The following is a 15,293-nucleotide window of genomic DNA, read 5'->3' on the forward strand; positions in this document are numbered from 1 at the left end:
CAGGGACTGTGGGTTCGATAGGGCCCTTGAGGCGATCGAACTCACACGCGCAGATGTTTTCTCATTCTGAGCCATGACGATTTACTCACTTTCTCAAAATTGAGGAACCAACTCACTTGCGCAGGCAACTGATCACGTTGCAGTGCGAAAGTCGTCAGTCGGCGGCGAGTTATCCACCGATTAGTTCGTATACGCTGTTAATTTAATGGGCAGTCCGGCGAACCCGAACGTGCGTTCGATTTTTGATATATATTGTTCTAAAATCAATTACTTAGTCCGAGCGCGTTGCCGATCATATTGCCGAGCGTCGCGTTTTGGCGGGCCGGGTATTGTTCGTCATCCACGTCGTTATCGCGGGTGCGGGCGGCGAGCGCTTCCGGGTTGAAGTCGGGCTCGACGGGTGCGAGGTGGTCGTGACCCTTGTTGATCTTGCTCCACTGACCATCGAGAGCTTGCGTGATGCGGCGCTCGTGGCCGTAGACGTCGGGGAAGGTCTTCAGCTTGCCATCGTCCGTCACCCAGGCGGTGAAGTAGACGATGTGGATCGGGATTTCCTTGGTGATCGGGATTTCGTTGTTGAGCGGTCCCGTCCGGTCAAGCTCATCGACTTTGGCGGCATCCCAGCCCTTGTCTTCCTTCAAGATCATCTTGGCGAGGTCCATCGGCTTCCAGACGCGCAGGCAACCATGGCTCAACGTGCGGACCGCAGGCTTGAACATCCACTTGTCCGGCGTGTCGTGCATGAAGATCGTGTGCTGGCTAGGGAACGAAAATTTGACGTGGCCCAGCACGCTCCTGCGTCCCGGCGGCTGGATGACCTCGAAATTGCGGATGTCGGTCGAGGCCCAGTCGACCTTGCGGTAGTCGATATTACGGCTGCCGTCCTTCGAGCGGATTTGCAGTCCGTATTTGGTCATCATGCCGCCGCCACGGATCAGGTTCGGCCACAGCTCGTTGACCATGATGCTTTCGGGCACGCGCCAGGCAGGGCGCAGCACGACGTATTTGAGCGGGCGCGAGAAGATCGTCGTCTGCTTGTCGACGAGGCCAGCCACGATCTTTTCGGAGCGGATGATCTTTCCGTCCTTGTAGACGTACTGCATGAACTCGGGGACGTTGTTCAGGACGTAGAAATTGCCCATATCGAGCCACATCCAGCGCCACTCTTCCATATTGGCGCGAATGCGCTTGGCGGCCGGGCTCAGTTTGCCTTTACCGTCCTTCGGCAGCATCGTGATGTAGATTTGGCGCAGCTTTTCGAACTGCGGATGCTGTGGTTCGAGGCTGCGCAGATAGGCGTCGGGTTCATGCGTGGCGGCGAGCGCGTCGATGACGATTTTCGGCTCAATCCATTGCGGGCGGCGATCGAGGTTGGTCGTCAGCTGCGCCGACGGGTCGGGGATCCGGCCGCCACGGGCGTCGCGGGCATAGAGCAGTGCGGCCTTCGAATACGTGATCTCGGCATCGGCCAGCGAATCTGTGTCCGTTGCCGTCAGCGCGCCGTCGGCGAGTTTCGGGACCTTGAAACGCCAGACATCGAGAGCGTAGTGATCGGCGTTGGCGATCTCGGCGGCAAGCGCCTTGGCTTCGGGTTTGAGGCCCGAGGCCGTCACCCACAAGCCGTCGCCGTGGCGACTGTTGTAGAATTCGACGAGCGCCTTTTGATCGTCGCGGTCGTGCTCGTCTTCTGCCGCGGGTTCGGCGGCGAGCTTGGCGCGGGCCGCAGCCAGGACCGGATCGTCTTGCGTTTGTTGCGGAGCAGCAGAAGCCGCTTCAGAGGATGGCGTCGCGGTTGCGGTGGGCGTTGCTGCCGGAGTGGATGGGGTTTCGGCTGCGGCTTTCGGATTGGGCGTATTGGTTTGAACGGGCGCCGGATCGGGCGCGGCGGGGAGCGGATCGGCGATTGCGGGAGACGTCAGCAGCACCACAGCCGCTATGCCGAGAAGCAGATTTTTGTAATATCCCATCGCCATCTCTCGATTGGTCACGCGTCCGTGCCGAGAGCTTCATGCGCACGGTCTAAAGAACCGTTTCGCGAATCTTCCCCCACGTCATTTGCCCAAGAAATCCTGGCCATGCAAAGGCGAAGCGGCTGTGACGCCTCACTTTGGGGCGCGGGTGGGACGAATAAGATCCGGGCGGCGGGCGGCCGTCAGTTCTTCTGATTGGCGGCGACGCCAGTCTTCGATTTTCTTATGATCGCCGGAGAGCAGAATGTCGGGAATGGCGCGGCCTTCCCACTCGCGGGGCTTGGTGTACTGCGGGTATTCGAGCAGGCCCGTCTCGAAGCTTTCGCTGGTCAGGCTGTCGGCGGCGCCCAGGACGCCCGGGATGAGGCGGACGCAGGCCTCGATCAGAACCATGGCGGCCAACTCGCCGCCCGCCAGCACATAATCGCCAATCGAAATTTCGCGCAGGCCCCTGGCTTCGATGACGCGCTGGTCGATGCCTTCGAAGCGGCCAGCGAGCAGCGTGGCGCCCGGTCCTTCGGAGAGATCGCGGGCGAGTTGCTGCGTCAGGGGCGTGCCGCGCGGAGAGAGATAGATCAGGGGTGCATCGGGCGAACGTTCTCGGGCGTGATCGAGTGCGGGGCCGAGCACGTCGGCACGCAGCACCATACCCGCGCCGCCGCCCGCGGGCGTATCATCGACCTGACGGTGACGGCCCAAGCCGAAGTCACGGATCTGCAGAGCGTCGAGCGACCAGAGGCCGGCGTCGAGCGCCTGTCCCAGCAGCGAGATGCCGAGCGGTCCCGGAAACATCTCGGGGAAGAGGGTCAGGACCTGCGCTCGCCACGGGGCGCGTCCGTCGCTCGTTGGGAAGTGGGCCATTTATGTTGTCATCCTCGGCTGCACGCCGAGGATCCATTTTGTAGGACGATGACCGATGGGTCCTCGGGACAAGCCCGAGGATGACACCGTTGAGCGTCCGATTACACGCCTTCGACAATGGTCATGTGCATCGTGCCGGCGCCCTGGCGTAGCGCTTTGGCTTCGGCATATTCGGGCGACTTGGCATAGCCGATCGCGTGTTCGTAGCTTGGAAATTCGAGGATGACGTTGCGGGCGACGCCCTCGCCTTCCAGGGTCTCGCTCTTGCCGCCGCGTGCGATGGGCTTGCCTTCGAACTTGTCGAGCGCAGCCTTTGTCTTGGCAGCGTACTGAGCCCACTTGTCGGGGTCGGTGACGATGGAGCGGGCGATAACGTATCCCTTGGGCATTGGCTTGTTCTTTCCTTCGACGCAGAGCGTGGATTTTTGGACGAGGAGCCATAGCCGGAGCGGCGGCGCTTCGGCAACCCATGCGACGTCGATGGTGGCGGCGCCAGGCGTTATTTCACGATCGACTGAAGAGCGCCGAGGGCGGTGTCGCTGCTGGTTGCGAACGATTGCCGGTGCGGCGCAGGGCGCGGCGGATTGGAAGCCGTCGCGACGGACGTGCCCAGCAGATAGGTTTCCCAACTCTGGCTCGCGATCATCACGCCTTTGAGCTTCTTGCCGTTCCCTTCAAGGTCGGGATCGGCCTTAACCAATCGCTTCCGGAAGCGCGGCGATAGCGGCGCCAAGCGTTTGCCGATCAGAACCGGGCAGGCGGCATTCGGATTGTCGCCGACGGATGTCAGCGGATTGACGATATAGCGCTTGCCGCACATGCCGATCTGCGGCGGCTCGCGCGTTCGGGTGAAATCGTCGTAGGCTTCTTTTAACGGCTCCCACGTATCGCATGCCGGATTGTCGGCGTGGCGCTTCATGTTGGCGGCGGTCATGCGGAACGGGAAAATGTGGATCGGCACGGATGTTTCGCCGCCGGCGAGCGCATCGCGCACGAAAGCGTAGATTTCTTCGATCTGATTGTCGGTCATGGCGAAGCAGCCGACGCTTTTGCAATCGCCGTGGACCATGATGTAGCTGCCGGTGCGGCCGAGCGAACGATCGAGCGCGTTCGGATAGCCGACGTTGAGCGCCAAATGATATTTGCTGTTCGGGTTCATGGCGCCGGGCGTGATGCGGTAGAAGCCCTCAGGCGACATCAGATCGCCCTGGGTGCGCTTTGGTCCGAGCGTGCCGCCCCAATTGCAGACAGGGAACGTCTTGATCAGCGCGTAACGGCCGTTCGGGCGGGCCTTCCAGACCTCAAGCTCGGATTCTTCCTTGAAGATACGAAGATAGACAGGGGAATTCTGGTCGATGTCCTTGAGGATCAGGGCGGCTTCCACGGCGGAGGGAAGCGGCTTTTCGGCGGACCGCTCGTCCGCAAGTGCCACGGGCGCGAAAACCTGGATGGCAACGGCGATTGCCGCAGCCAGCAGACGCACCTGCTGGGTCAAGTGCCAAAGCCAACGCATACTGTCCGTGAACCCCGCTTACGCAACGCTTAACCATCATGGACCGTCCAGTTCATGGCCAAAGACGGTTAAGGGGAGGTAAACGGCGAGTGTGCGCACGGCGTGGTGAGAGCTGGGCGCCGATGTGGCAAGGCCATGATCGGCCAGCGACTTATCGCGCGTAAGTGCCTTCGCCGCTAAGCCTGGGCGATGTGCTGCAGGAACGCTTCAGCGGCGGCTTTGGGGTCCTTAGCGGCGTTGATCGGGCGGCCGACGACGATGTGGTTGGCACCGAAGCCGATAGCCTCTTCGGGCGTCGTGACGCGGGTCTGGTCGCCGGCTTCGGCGCCGGGCAACCGGATGCCTGGCGTGACGATGAGGAAATCCGGCCCGGTTTCGGCGCGGATGGCGGCGGCTTCCTGGCCAGAGGCGATGACGCCGTCGAAGCCCGCGAGTTCCGACATGCGGGCGCGGCCGACCACGAGGCCTGCCGGCGTTATGTCGGTAATGCCCTGTTCTTCAAGGTCGGACTGATCGAGGCTCGTCAGCACCGTGACGGCGAGCAGCTTCAGGTTCGAGGAGCCACGGCCTTTGACGGCGGCTTTCAGCGTCTTGGTGTCGTGGCCGTGGACGGTGATGAAATCGACGCCCAGCCCGGCCGCAGACGCGACCGCGCGCTCGACGGTATTGCCGATGTCGAGGAATTTCAGATCGAGGAAAACGCGTTTTCCTTCGCGCTTCAGTTCCTGAGCAAGATCGAGACCGCCCGCAAACAACAGTTCCAAGCCGATCTTGTAGAAGCTGACGGTATCGCCGAGGCGATCAACAAGAGCGCGCGCTTGATCGTAAGACGACAGATCGAGGGCGACGATGAGCTTGTCTCGGGTGGCGGCGTCAATCATCGCGGTATCGTTCCTCTAGCCGTGCAGCACGCGGGCGGCGCGTGCGAGCCGCTGAATGACAGTCTTGAACTGCTCGGTCTGCTCTTTGTTTTTCAGGTGGCCGTGCTCGTCGAAGGCATCGGCGGCGCGGGGTAGTAGAAACTGGTTCGGTAGAACGAGCGCGCCCGTTCCCAGTTCCAGCATCAGGCGGAGTTGTGAGAGGCCGCGCAAACCGCCGGTGCCGCCGTTCGAGGCTGCTCCAAGGGCAAAGACGCGTGTGCGGAACACTTCGAGCGGGCTCTCGCCATCGTCGCGGATATGGCTGATCCAGTCGAGCGTGTTTTTCAAGAGCGGCGTGAAGGACGCGTTGTATTCTGGGCTCATGATGAAAACGCCGGTGTGGGCCATCATCAGGTTTTTGAGCTTGTGCGCGTTCTCGGGCTGGCCGGATGCGGCTTCAAGATCGCCGTCATAAAGTGGCATCGGGTAGTCGGAGAGATCGACGAACGTCGCCGGGATGCTGTTGGCTTCGGCGATCACGGCGCCGAGTCTCGCGACGCGCTTGTTGAACGAGGCTTGGCGGGCGCTGCCTGCGAAGAACAGAAGGCGCGGATCGGGCGCGGGGGCGTCGGTCATCTGGGTCGAAGGTCCGGATCATGAGAGCGCTTTGTGAGCCGGACCCTAGCGGCTTTCGGACCGTTGGCAAGGCTGCGCAAAGGGCTCAGAGGTGACGAGAGCAAACTGCGATCAGCCGCTCTTGCCTTCGAAGAATTCTTTCACGCGGGAGAAGAAGCCTGCACTTTCCGGGCTCGTTTCCTTGTGGCTCGCGCGCTCAAATTCTTCGAGCAGCTCGCGCTGCTTGCGCGTGAGGTTCTTGGGCGTTTCGACATCGACCTCGATGTACATATCGCCCGAGACCTTGGCGCGGAGTACGGGCATGCCCTTGCCGCGCAGACGGAACTGCTTGCGGCTTTCGGTGCCCTCGGGGATTTTCACCCGCGTCGTGGTGCCTTCAAGCGTCGGGACGTCGATCTGGCCGCCGAGCGCCGCCGTCGTCATCGAGATCGGCACCTTGCAGAAAATGTCGGCGCCGTCGCGCTGGAAGAATTCGTGCGGCTTGATCGAGAGGAAGATGTAAAGGTCGCCGGGCGCGCCGCCGCGTAGGCCGGCTTCGCCTTCGCCCGCGAGCCGAATGCGCGTGCCGTCTTCGACGCCGGCCGGGATGTTGACCGAGAGCGTGCGTTCTTTCTGGACGCGGCCTGAACCGGCGCAGTCAACGCACGGATCGTCGATCATCTCGCCGCGGCCCTGGCAATGCGGACAGGTGCGCTCAATCGTGAAGAAGCCCTGGCTGGCGCGGACTTTGCCCATGCCGCCGCAGGTGGTGCAGGTCTTCGCCTTGGTGCCGGGTTTTGCGCCGGTGCCCGAGCACGTTTCGCATTTGACGCTGGCGGGAACGCGGATCTGCGCGGTCTTGCCGGTGTAGGCTTCGGACAGCGTGATTTCGAGATTGTAGCGCAGGTCGGCGCCTGCTTCGCGAGCTGTGCGCGAGCGGCCCTGGGTGCCGCGTCGTCCACCCATGAATTCGCCGAACAGATCGTCGAAGATGTCGGACATCGAAGAGGCGAAATCCGGTCCGAAGCCGGGGCCGCCGCGGCCGCCCATGCCGCCGTCGAAAGCGGCGTGGCCGAACTGGTCATAAGCGGCGCGCTTCTGAGGGTCTTTCAGAACTTCGTAGGCTTCGTTGACTTCCTTGAAGCGGCGCTCGGCTTCTTTGTCGCCCGCATTGCGGTCGGGGTGATATTCCTTGGCGAGAGACCGATAGGCGGATTTGATCTCGATTTCGGTAGCGGACCGCTTGACGGTCAGAACTTCGTAATAATCGCGCTTAGCCATGGTGCGCTGTTCTATGACCTATTGATTGGCAAGTTGCTGGTCGAGGAAGTCGCAGCAATAACAAGCGGTTATATCAATTTTTCGCCCTCAGGCCGGGCGCAGCGTTCCAAAATTGAGAACGCCGCGACAACCCAAGGGCGAATCTAAGTTCGACTTTTAAGCCGATTTCTTCTTGTCGTCTTTGACTTCTTCAAAATCCGCATCGACGACGTCGTCGCCGCTGGCAGATTTCTCAGCCGATGCTTCGGGGCCACCTTCCATGCCTTCAGCGCCACCCTTGGCCGTGTAGACGGCTTCGCCGATCTTCATGGCGACCTGGGTCAACGCGGTTGAAGCCGAGCGGATCGCATCGGCATCTTCGCCGGCGATGGCTTCCTTGGCGGCCGTGATCGCAGCTTCGACTTCGCCCTTGATCGCGGCGACGGCCGGGATCGACTCGTTCTCGGCGAGCGATTTCTCGGTGCCATGGACGAGGGCTTCGGTCTGGTTGCGAAGCTCGACGACCTCGCGACGCTTCTTGTCTTCGGCCGCGTGGACTTCGGCGTCCTTGACCATCTTGTCGATGTCGGCATCCGAGAGGCCACCCGAGGCCTGGATGCGGATCGACTGTTCCTTGCCGGTCGCCTTGTCCTTCGCCGAAACGTGGACGATGCCGTTGGCGTCGATATCGAAAGTGACTTCGATCTGCGGCACGCCGCGCGGCGCTGGCGGGATGCCGACGAGGTCGAACTGGCCGAGCATCTTGTTGTCGGCCGCCATTTCACGCTCGCCCTGGAAGACGCGGATGGTGACAGCGTTCTGGCTATCTTCGGCGGTCGAGAAAGTCTGGCTCTTCTTCGTCGGGATCGTCGTGTTGCGATCGATCAGACGGGTGAAGACGCCACCCAGCGTTTCGATGCCGAGCGACAGCGGCGTGACGTCGAGCAGCAGGACGTCCTTGACCTCGCCCTGCAGAACGCCGCCCTGGATCGCGGCGCCGACGGCGACGACTTCATCCGGGTTGACACCCTTGTGCGGCTCTTTGCCGAAGAGCTGCTTCACGACTTCCTGGACCTTCGGCATACGCGTCATGCCGCCGACGAGAACGACTTCGTCGATCTCGGCAGCCTTGAGGCCAGCGTCCTTCAGAGCCTTTTCGCACGGACCCTTGGTCCGGTTGATGAGGCCATCGACGAGGCTTTCGAGCTTGGCGCGCGTCAGCTTCATCGTGAGATGCTTCGGACCGGTCGCGTCGGCCGTGATGAACGGCAGGTTGACTTCGGTCGAAGGGGCGCTCGACAGCTCGATCTTGGCCTTTTCGGCGGCTTCCTTCAGACGCTGAAGGGCGAGCTTATCGGAGCGCAGGTCGATGCCCTGCTCTTTCTTGAACTCATCGGCGAGGTACGTAACGAGGACCATATCGAAGTCTTCGCCGCCGAGGTGCGTATCGCCGTTCGTCGACTTCACTTCGAAGACGCCGTCGCCGATTTCGAGAATGGACACGTCGAAGGTGCCGCCGCCGAGGTCATAGACCGCGATCGTCTTGGCGTCCGTCTTTTTGTCGAGGCCGTAGGCGAGCGCAGCTGCCGTCGGCTCGTTGATGATGCGCAGAACTTCAAGGCCCGCGATCTTGCCGGCGTCTTTCGTCGCCTGGCGCTGGGCGTCGTTGAAGTAAGCGGGAACGGTGATGACCGCCTGCGTGACCTTCTCGCCGAGCTTGGCTTCGGCGGTTTCTTTCATCTTCTGAAGGATGAAAGCCGAGATCTGCTGCGGGGAATATTGCTTGCCGTGGCTTTCGACCCAGGCGTCGCCGTTGGTGCCCTTCACGATCTTGTACGGAACGAGCTTCTGGTCCTTCGTGACCTCGGGATCGTCGTAGCGGCGGCCGATCAGGCGCTTGATCGCGAAAAAGGTGTTGGTGGGGTTCGTGACTGCCTGGCGCTTGGCCGGCAGACCGACGAGACGTTCGTCGTCGGCAGTAAATGCAACAATGGACGGGGTGGTATTGGCGCCTTCGGAGTTCTCAAGCACTTTCGGTTTGCCGCCATCCATGACGGCGACGCACGAGTTGGTCGTGCCGAGGTCAATACCGATTACTTTTGCCATTCGCATCAATCCTTCTCAGTTGCGGCAGACCGGGTGGACCCTCTATTGGCATCCAACGTGCTCCCCAACGAGAGGTCAGAGGCACCGGTCCCCAGGATTTCAATTGTGTGACCGACGGTTATATAGGGGCCTGATTTCAGCGTGCAACGCTTCTTATCCCCTCCATAGATCAACTTTATCGCCTTTTGATTGCGTCAAAACGGAACTACCCGCCGTGACGCAATGCTTCAATTTGCAAGCTTTTTTCTGCGGTTGAAGCGCATCCTTGCTGAGGAGGAGGCGCCTTGATTTCGCTCAACGTTTGTTCTGGTGCGACGCTGGTCGCGACGTCGCAGCCGCATCAAGCATCGGCAGGCGGCTCCGACGAGGCAGGGGCAGCGTCGTCAGCCTTGGCGACTTTCGGGCCGCCGCGGGAGACGACGACCATCGCCGGACGCAGGTTGCGGTCATCGATCATGTAGCCGACCTGATAGACCTGCAGCACGGTGCCAGCTGGGACGTTTGCGTTCTCCTGCTCCATCACGGCTTGGTGGTGGTGCGGATTGAAGGGTTGGCCGGCCGGGTCGATGGCGCGGACACCGTGACGCTCAAGAGCCGTCTTATAATCACGCTCGGCAAGAATGACCCCATCGAGTAGGGTTTTTAGGGCCGGATCGCTTTCGACGGCATCCTTCGGCACGGCGGCGATAGCGCGCTGGAAGTTGTCGCCGACCGTCAAGATATCCTTGGCAAACTTGGTGATCGCATACTTCGCCGTCTCTTCCTTTTCCTTTTCGAGGCGGCGGCGGACGTTCTCCGTTTCAGCAACGGCGCGCAGGTACTGATCCTGCTTGGCGGCAGCTTCGGCGGACTTCTTTTCGAGATCGGCCTGAAGGGCGGCGATCATCGCCTTGAGCTGCTCGACGCTCACATCTCCCATTTCAGGGGGCGTTGCCGCGGACGGTTGCACGGTCTCGTCTATGGGCTTTTTGTCGTCGCTCATTTTTCTCTTCGCTGGAATAGCACTGCAAAAATTCCGGTGCCGGGGTATCGACCGCTAGGCGGTAAAAATCAAGGCAGTTCAAGTTGGGGTGCGTCAGAAGCGGGTCAAATAGGTCTCGATGCCTCAGCCCATCAAGCGGCTCATCAGCTTGGCTGTATAATCCACCATTGGGATGATGCGGGCATAATTGAGCCGCGTCGGGCCGATGACGCCCAGAACGCCGACGACGTGGCGGGTCTCATCCCGAAATGGGGCAACAATCAACGATGAGCCCGAAAGCGAAAACAGCTTGTTTTCCGAGCCAATAAAAATGCGGACGCCTTCGGCCGTTTCGGAGGCTCCGAGCAACTCGACGATGTCCTGCTTGGATTCGAAGGCGTCGAAGAGCTGGCGGATGCGCTCCAGGTCTTCGGCGGCGGTCACGTCTTTCAGAAGGTTGCTCTGACCGCGGACGATGAGGCTCTTGCGATCATCGGCGACACCTGACCATTCGGCGAGCCCGGCCTTGATGACCTTTTGGGTCAACACGTCGAGTTCTGCCTTGGCGGCATTCAACGACTTTTCGAGTTCGGCCCTGGCTTCGGCGAGCGTCAGGCCGCGCAAATGGGTGTTGAGATAGTTCGAAGCTTCCTGCAAGGCAGACGGTGGCAAGCCATCGGGAAGGTTGATGATGCGATTCTCAACGTTCTGGTCTTCATCGACCAGGATTACGAGGCCGCGTCCGGGTTCGAGCGGCACGAATTCGATGTGGCGCAGGCGGGCGACCTGCTTTTCGGCGAGGACGACGCCCGCGCAGTGGGACAGACCGGACATCAGTTCGCCCGCTTCGCTCAAAAGTTGATCGACCGATTTTTCGCGGCGGACGGCGATCTGGGCTTCGATCTGGCGGCGCTCGTCCGGGGTGATGTCGCCGACTTCAAGAAGACCGTCGACGAACAGGCGCAGGCCGAGCTGGGTGGGCAGGCGCCCCGCAGACGTGTGCGGCGCGATAATGAGGCCGAGCTGCTCCAAGTCCGACATGACGTTGCGGATCGAGGCGGGCGAGAGGGCGATCGGCAAGGCGCGTGAGAGATTGCGAGAGCCGACCGGCTCACCCGTCGCCAGATAGCTTTCGACGATGCGCCGCAGGATCGTCCGCGAGCGCTCGTTAAGCTTTTGCAGCTGCGTTTTGCCGTCCAGGATGGTGGCTGCCACGATTTGATCTTCCGTGTTCACCGTCAAAATCTATGAATGACAGGGGCCTACGTCAAATCCTGTGGTGTTTTCTGGGTATCTGCACCCTTCTTTCAACCGATAAGGTTTCCGGTTGAAGGCCGGGGGGGCCTTCATTAGGGTCGCGGCCGCAATACCAACAATTCAGGGAACTCATGCGACCTTCCAAACGCAAGCCAGACGAGTTGCGCCGTGTTTCAATCGAGCGGGCCGTTTCCAAATATGCCGAAGGCTCCTGCCTCATCAAATTCGGCGACACCCATGTTCTTTGCACGGCGAGCTTGGAAGAGCGCCTCCCGCAGTGGCTGAAAGGTCAGGGCCGTGGCTGGGTGACGGCGGAATACTCGATGCTGCCGCGGTCGACGCACGACCGGACGCGGCGCGAGGTGACGAGCGGCCATCCGTCGGGGCGGACGCAGGAAATTCAGCGTCTCGTCGGCCGGGCGCTTCGCGCGGTCGTCGATCTGACGAAGCTTGGCGAACGGCAGATCACGGTCGACTGCGACGTCATCCAAGCCGATGGCGGCACGCGCACGGCGTCGATCACGGGCGCGTGGGTGGCTCTGCACGATTGTATCCAGTGGATGAAAATGCGCGACATGGTGAAGGACACCGTGCTGCGCGATCACGTGGCCGCCGTATCGTGCGGTCTCTATAAAGGTGAGCCGGTGCTCGATCTCGACTATGCCGAGGACAGCAACGCGGATGCCGATTCCAATTTCGTGATGACCGGCTCGGGCGGCATCGTCGAAATCCAAGGCACGGCCGAGACGACGCCCTTCACAGAAGATAAGTTCACCGAGCTGATGGGGCTCGCCAAGAAGGGGATCGGCGAACTCGTTCAGCTGCAGAAGCTGACGGTCGCTTAAGACCAGACAACGGAGCGAGGCCATGTTCGGACCTTTTGCCCTGACGGTCGCGGCGCTGTTCACAGGCGCGGCGATCTACATCAACTGGGCAGAGCAACCGGCGCGGCTTTCTCTCGACGATGCTGCGATGCTTGCGGAATGGAAGCCCGCCTACCGGCGCGGATTTCAGATGCAGGCATCGCTTGCCGTCATCGGCTTCATTCTGGGTACGCTCGAGTGGCTGGTCACCGGCAAGGTCATCTGGCTTGCCGGTGGTGCAGCGCTACTCACCAATTGGCCGTTTACGATCTTCGCGATCATGCCGGTCAATAAGATCCTTGAAGAGACCCCGTTCGAACGGGCCAACGAAGAGACACGGGCGCTGATCGAGCGCTGGGGCATGCTGCACGGCGTGCGCAGCGTGCTTGGTCTCGTCAGTGTCGGATTGTTCCTATGGGCATCGATCTGAAGCCTGCGCCGCGACCGTCGGGCGTTCTTGAAACGGTTCTGTACGCACCCGATCTCGGGGCCATCCAAGACTTCTACGGTCGCGTGTTTGGGCTCGAACCCTTTGCGGTCGCCGAGGGACGTCATGTTTTTTATCGTTATGGACCGCAGATGCTTTTGATCTTCAATCCGGAGGCGACGCGTATTCCGCCGCCTGCGGGTGCGCTTCCCGTTCCGCCGCATGGCGCGGTGGGTGAAGGGCACGTCTGCTTCCGGGCGTCAGCTGAGGATATTGCGGTGTGGCGTGAACGGCTCGAATCGCTGGGCGTTCCGATCGAAGCCGATTTCGAGTGGCCGCGCGGCGGCCGCTCAATCTACTTTCGCGATCCGGCCGACAATTGCCTCGAATTTGCCGAGCCGCGCATCTGGGGGATGGTGTGAAGAAACTTCAAAAAGGCATGAAGCTCGTCGTCGCGAGCCATAACCCCGGCAAGGTCTGGGAGATCAACCAGCTCATTCAACCTTACGGGCTCGACGCCGTTTCGGCGGGCGAGCTGGCTCTTTCGGAACCTGAAGAAACAGAGACGACGTTTGCGGGCAACGCACGGCTGAAGGCCGTCGCGGCGGCCGAAGGTTCCGGGCTGCCTGCATTGGCTGACGACTCCGGGCTTGAAGTCGAATGCCTCGATGGCGCGCCGGGGATCTATTCGGCACGCTGGGCCGGCCCCGGCAAAGACTTCGGCGTCGCGATGAAGAAAGTCGCCGACGAGATCAGCGCATGCCACGGCTGGACGGCTGAAGGCCCGCGCGCCAATTTCATTTCGGTCTTGTGTCTCGCGTGGCCTGGCGGCGAGGTGGAGCTATTCGAGGGCAAGGTATTTGGCCATCTCGTCTGGCCGGCACGCGGCGGCAACGGCTTCGGCTACGATCCGATGTTCGTGCCGGACGGCGACACCCGCACGTTCGGTGAGATGGAGCCGAAAGAGAAGTATGCAATTTCGCATCGGACGCGGGCCTTTGCGGCCTTCAAGGCGGCGATGCTCGATGGCATTACGCCGACCGCCGCAAAGGTGAGCGCACGACGGGACGTCGATGCGTTTGCAGCGGCGGCTGCGAGCCTTTCGACGCGAGTCGAGGCCGCGGCGTTCGTTGCACGTTTAAAGGACGATCTCGTCACGCACGGTGCCGAATGGAGCAACACGACGCTTGAAAGTTTTCTTGGTGCGCTTGCCCGAGAGTTAGAGCGTGCGCCATCGAAGGATGAACCGGCGTGGCGACAAATCACGAAAGCAATGCTGGCTGCAAGCGATGACTGATCGCGACACCACATTCGGCGTCTACGTGCACTGGCCTTTCTGTGCGCAGAAGTGTCCGTACTGCGACTTCAACAGTCACGTTCGCCACAAGGGCTGGGACGAGGCGCGGTTTCTTTCGGCCTATAAGCGCGAGATCGATTGGGTGGCGGATCGCATCGGCGCGCGGATTGCGACGAGTGTGTTTTTCGGTGGCGGTACGCCATCGCTGATGCAGCCTGCGACGGTTGCGGGCATCCTCGATCACATTGCGAAGCGCTGGGGTATTGCGGATAACGCCGAGATCACGCTCGAAGCCAATCCGGGCAGCGTCGAAGCGGCACGTTTTCGCGGTTTTCGCGACGCGGGCATCAACCGCGTTTCGATCGGCGTGCAATCTCTACGAGATGAAGAACTGCGCAAGCTCGGACGCATTCACAGCGTTGCGGAAGCCAAGGCGGCGCTCGATGTTGCGCGCGGCACGTTCGAGCGGTTTTCGTTCGATCTGATTTATGCACGTCCCGGACAGACCGCAGACGCGTGGCGTCGCGAGCTTGGCGAGGCGCTCGATCTCGCGGGTGATCACCTATCGCTTTATCAACTGACCATCGAACCCGACACGCCTTACGCCGCGCTTCATGCCGCTGGTAAGCTCGTCATTCCGGATGACTACGATGCAGGGGCGCTTTACGAGATCACCGAGGAGATGACGGCGGCGCGCGGGCTCGCGGCTTATGAGGTTTCGAACTACGCGCGCGCCGGTTCGGAAAGCCGGCACAATCTCCTTTATTGGCGCTACGGCGAATATGCCGGGATCGGGCCGGGGGCGCATGGCCGGATTGTGGTCGATGGTCAGCGCGAAGCGACAATCGCCGAGCGCAATCCGGAGGCGTGGGTCGAACGGGTCGAAGACGGAGGTCATGGTTTTATAGAACGGATCGCATTGTCTGACGCAGAGCAGGCGGACGAGATACTTCTAATGGGCCTGCGGCTCTCCGAAGGAGTCGAGCTTGCGCAGCTGGCGAAGATCGGGGGGGTGCGCCCGAGCCAAGCAACAATCGACGAACTGGCGGAACTCGGGCTGCTGGAGACGCTGCCTGCGTCCTTGCGCGCCTCCCCGGCCGGTGGCGACTGGCGGCGGAATGAGCTTGACGAGATTGTCATGTGCTCAGGTCCAGGACTTGCTCCCGAGACGCAACCGCTGTCTGGCGTGCGCATCCGGGTGACACCGCAAGGCCGGCTCGTGCTTAACGCCGTCGTCGCCAAACTCTCAAACAGCTTTCAGCTGACGGACCGCATGGACAAGCTCAGAAGCGCCGTTTAAGCA

Annotated in this window: 15 protein-coding genes; 5 read left to right on the forward strand and 10 right to left on the reverse strand. The window is 61.4% G+C overall.

What is annotated here, in order from left to right; all coding sequences use genetic code 11:
* Nucleotides 1-263: 263 nt before the first annotated feature.
* From HYP802_RS0101715 to hrcA, 10 genes are all read right to left on the reverse strand, one after another.
* Nucleotides 264-1,967 carry a L,D-transpeptidase family protein gene (locus tag HYP802_RS0101715; protein WP_013950289.1) on the reverse strand — a complete coding sequence of 568 codons (1,704 nt, stop codon included), beginning with the start codon at nt 1,965-1,967 and terminating at the stop codon, nt 264-266.
* A gap of 135 nt (nt 1,968-2,102) precedes the next feature.
* Entirely contained in the window at nt 2,103-2,831 is a 729-nt protein-coding gene (trmD, locus tag HYP802_RS0101720) for a tRNA (guanosine(37)-N1)-methyltransferase TrmD (RefSeq protein ID WP_013950290.1), read from the reverse strand.
* Nucleotides 2,832-2,932: 101 nt separating this feature from the next.
* Entirely contained in the window at nt 2,933-3,220 is a 288-nt protein-coding gene (locus tag HYP802_RS0101725) for a DUF1330 domain-containing protein (RefSeq protein ID WP_013950291.1), read from the reverse strand.
* Nucleotides 3,221-3,330: 110 nt separating this feature from the next.
* Nucleotides 3,331-4,344, reverse strand: a complete 1,014-nt coding sequence (locus HYP802_RS0101730) for a murein L,D-transpeptidase family protein (RefSeq protein WP_013950292.1) — start codon at nt 4,342-4,344, stop codon at nt 3,331-3,333.
* A 176-nt stretch (nt 4,345-4,520) separates the two neighbouring features.
* A complete protein-coding gene (gene pyrF, locus HYP802_RS0101735; RefSeq protein WP_013950294.1) occupies nt 4,521-5,225 on the reverse strand; it encodes an orotidine-5'-phosphate decarboxylase in 705 nt (234 codons plus the stop codon).
* A 15-nt stretch (nt 5,226-5,240) separates the two neighbouring features.
* On the reverse strand, nt 5,241-5,840 hold the full coding sequence (locus HYP802_RS0101740; protein WP_013950295.1) for an NAD(P)H-dependent oxidoreductase: 600 nt from the start codon (nt 5,838-5,840) through the stop codon (nt 5,241-5,243).
* Between the two features lie 111 nt (nt 5,841-5,951).
* Nucleotides 5,952-7,100, reverse strand: coding sequence for a molecular chaperone DnaJ (dnaJ, locus tag HYP802_RS0101745; protein WP_013950296.1), 1,149 nt, complete (start codon nt 7,098-7,100; stop codon nt 5,952-5,954).
* Between the two features lie 156 nt (nt 7,101-7,256).
* A complete protein-coding gene (gene dnaK, locus HYP802_RS0101750) occupies nt 7,257-9,185 on the reverse strand; it encodes a molecular chaperone DnaK (RefSeq protein ID WP_024275018.1) in 1,929 nt (642 codons plus the stop codon).
* 340 nt (nt 9,186-9,525) lie between these two features.
* Nucleotides 9,526-10,167 (reverse strand): nucleotide exchange factor GrpE, encoded by a 642-nt coding sequence (gene grpE, locus HYP802_RS0101755; RefSeq protein ID WP_013950299.1) that lies wholly within the window; start codon nt 10,165-10,167, stop codon nt 9,526-9,528.
* A 123-nt stretch (nt 10,168-10,290) separates the two neighbouring features.
* Nucleotides 10,291-11,361: a heat-inducible transcriptional repressor HrcA gene (hrcA, locus tag HYP802_RS0101760; RefSeq protein WP_024275019.1), complete on the reverse strand. Its 1,071-nt coding sequence runs from the start codon at nt 11,359-11,361 to the stop codon at nt 10,291-10,293.
* A 173-nt stretch (nt 11,362-11,534) separates the two neighbouring features.
* On the opposite strand from hrcA, the gene rph reads away from it, so the two are divergent.
* Genes rph through hemW form a run of 5 tightly spaced genes read left to right on the forward strand, consistent with a single transcriptional unit; the run spans nt 11,535 to nt 15,290 of the window.
* Nucleotides 11,535-12,248: a ribonuclease PH gene (gene rph / locus HYP802_RS0101765; protein ID WP_013950301.1), complete on the forward strand. Its 714-nt coding sequence runs from the start codon at nt 11,535-11,537 to the stop codon at nt 12,246-12,248.
* A gap of 22 nt (nt 12,249-12,270) precedes the next feature.
* The gene (locus HYP802_RS0101770) at nt 12,271-12,696 is read left to right on the forward strand and encodes a DUF1772 domain-containing protein (protein WP_024275020.1); all 426 of its coding nucleotides are present in this window, start codon (nt 12,271-12,273) and stop codon (nt 12,694-12,696) included.
* On the forward strand, nt 12,681-13,115 hold the full coding sequence (locus tag HYP802_RS0101775) for a VOC family protein (protein WP_024275021.1): 435 nt from the start codon (nt 12,681-12,683) through the stop codon (nt 13,113-13,115). Before HYP802_RS0101770 ends, HYP802_RS0101775 begins: the two co-directional genes overlap by 16 nt.
* Complete coding sequence (rdgB, locus tag HYP802_RS0101780; protein ID WP_024275022.1) at nt 13,112-13,990, forward strand: RdgB/HAM1 family non-canonical purine NTP pyrophosphatase; 879 nt, start codon at nt 13,112-13,114, stop codon at nt 13,988-13,990. The genes HYP802_RS0101775 and rdgB overlap by 4 nt, the downstream gene beginning before the upstream one ends.
* Nucleotides 13,983-15,290 (forward strand): radical SAM family heme chaperone HemW, encoded by a 1,308-nt coding sequence (gene hemW, locus HYP802_RS0101785; protein WP_024275023.1) that lies wholly within the window; start codon nt 13,983-13,985, stop codon nt 15,288-15,290. Before rdgB ends, hemW begins: the two co-directional genes overlap by 8 nt.
* Nucleotides 15,291-15,293 lie beyond the last annotated feature (3 nt).

The sequence above is a fragment of the Hyphomicrobium sp. 802 genome (assembly GCF_000526135.1).
In the GTDB taxonomy this organism is placed as follows: Bacteria; Pseudomonadota; Alphaproteobacteria; order Rhizobiales; family Hyphomicrobiaceae; genus Hyphomicrobium_B.